The organism is Thioclava sp. UBA3469 (assembly GCF_002378135.1).
Taxonomy (GTDB): Bacteria; Pseudomonadota; Alphaproteobacteria; order Rhodobacterales; family Rhodobacteraceae; genus Thioclava; species Thioclava sediminum.
This window is the reverse complement of record NZ_DFRG01000070.1, coordinates 1-1,479: the sequence shown is the minus strand read 5'-3', so window position 1 is coordinate 1,479 and position 1,479 is coordinate 1. Positions and strand designations below refer to the sequence as shown.

At 70.7% G+C, this 1,479-nt stretch carries 1 protein-coding gene; it reads right to left on the bottom strand.

All coding sequences use genetic code 11. The features are described from left to right. Positions 1-35: 35 nt before the first annotated feature. On the bottom strand, positions 36-1,479 hold a 1,444-nt coding region (locus B3D39_RS06195; protein ID WP_286789515.1), incomplete at its 5' end, for a ComEC/Rec2 family competence protein.

The following is a 1,479-nucleotide window of genomic DNA, read 5'->3' as shown; positions in this document are numbered from 1 at the left end:
GAGCCTCCGGCGGGGATATTTGGAAAGAGCGAAGGTCAAGGGCGCGTCCAGAGGCGGCGACCTTTGACTTGCGCGGTCGTCGTGACTTCGCCCGTGGCGCTGATGGCGACCGCGCCAGTGTCGCGCAGGCGCGCCGCGTCCCACAGATCGCAAGGGCCCGTGGGGGTTTCGACCCTGGTGGAAATCACGACAAAGCCGCCCTTCGCGCAAATCGCAGGCAGGGCCTCTTTTGCCGATTTTCCCGTGAGATGGGCGAGCGGCGCGCGTTTAAACTGCGCAATCCGCGCACCGCGCGGCCCAGAGAAGGCGGGGCGTGCGGCGGCCTCTTCCAGCGAAGCCGGATCGCCATCCGCCGCTAGCCAGCGTTCGGAGATGAATCCCGCGCTCGGTTTCGACAGCGCCCGGCCTTGCGAGGTCATCAGACCGACCTGCTGCGCCTCGGGCGCGATCAGCAGCGCCGGACGCTCCGCCCCGGCGCGCAGCCAAAGGGCGCCGCCCAGAAGGATCAGACCGACGCTCGCACTGCGCCCGGCCCCGCGCGTCAGGATCGCCCCCAACGCACCAAGCGCAATCAAAGGGATCACCCACGGCCCCGGCTGGACGATCGCAAGAACCGAGCCGTCGAGGCCGCTCACCCACTCCGCCACGCGCAGGATCCATGCCGTGCCCTGCCCCATCGCCCAAAGCGCGGGCCCTGCGAGGCCGAGGGGCGCGAGCAGTGCCGCGAGCACGCCCATCGGCATGATCACGAGCCCCATTGCGGGCACCGCGAAGAGGTTGGCCAGCACCCCGTATTCCGAGAGCCTGTGAAACTGCGCCGCCACGATCGGTGCGGTGGCCCCACCTGCGATGAGCGAGGTCGCAACCAGCATCAGCACCGGGCGCAACAGCCGCGGCAGATGGCGCGCCGCGCGGGTCCACGGACCCAGCGCCACGATCAGCGCGGTGGTCGCGGCGAAGGACATCTGGAAGCCGGGTTCGGTCAGGCTCTCGGGCCGCCAGATCAGCAGGAGCGAGGCGGCGAGCGCGACAGTGCGCAGGCTCAGCGCGCGGCGGTCGGCCAGTACGGCGAGAAGCATGATCGACACCATGATCCAGGCGCGCTGGGTCGAGACAGCAGGCCCCGCGAGCCAGAGGTAGCCGCTGGCCGCGATCAGCGCTGCGATGGCGGCCAGTTTCTTCGTAGGCCAGATCAGGGCCGGGCGCCCCGCCAGCGCCAGACCGTAGCGCACCAGACCGAAGACGAAGCCCGCGAGCATCCCCATATGCAGCCCGGAAATCGCGATCAGATGGGCGAGGCTGGAGCGGCGCATCACCTCACGCGTGGCCTCGCTGAGGCCGGAGCGGTCGCCCGTCATCAGTGCCGCCGCGACCGCGCCGGGCTGGCCCGCGATCCGCGCCTGGATCGCCGCCGAGAGCCGCATCCGCGCACGATGCGCCGCCATCGCCCAGTCGCCGGGATCGGGTGGCGCAATGCGC